Source organism: Vibrio sp. 2134-1 (genome assembly GCF_033339495.1).
Window position 1 is genome coordinate 1 of the sequence record NZ_JAWOUS010000710.1, and the last position, 584, is coordinate 584.

A 584-nucleotide genomic window follows, 5' to 3' on the forward strand; every position below is an offset into this window, starting at 1 on the left:
ACCCGTTCCGTCTTTTAAGCCTCGACGCAGATCAAACTCGACCACGAATTCATTGTTATCAGGATTAACCGCAAAGGTGTTATTAAAGAACAATACCCCAGAGTTAGGCTCTTTACCCACGCCTTGAGGACAAGCACCATCGCCTTTGACGGTCAGTGGGATTTGATTTCCTGTCGCTTCGTCAATCACATACGATGGGTAGTCGGGGTGATCGCCATCATTGGCAAACACACATAACTTGTAGTTGCCAGAAGGAATCACTTCATCTTCAACCAGCTCTTGAACATCACTGCCTTGATAGTTGAGCAAGTTAACACTTAACGGCAGAGGATCTTCAACATCAGGAATTGGATTGCCGTTTTCATCCACGTAATTGCCTTCTTCATCGGTTTTATACACCTCAAAAATTTGTGGTGATCCGCCATCAAGAGGAAGGAAAGCGACTTTGCTGTAAGTGATGACCACTTCGGAAACGTCGTCTATCGGCGCATCGGAGACGGATAGAGTGACAGGGGTTGTCGTGGTGATGGTATTCAGCCAAAGAGCGCTACTACCACCGCTGCACCAACTAGGCTGAATTTTAT

General features: G+C 46.6%; 1 pseudogene. It reads right to left on the minus strand.

The annotated features are described in order from the left end of the window. Positions 1-584 (minus strand): annotated as a pseudogene (locus R7R78_RS28105) (DUF4382 domain-containing protein); the annotation flags it as partial.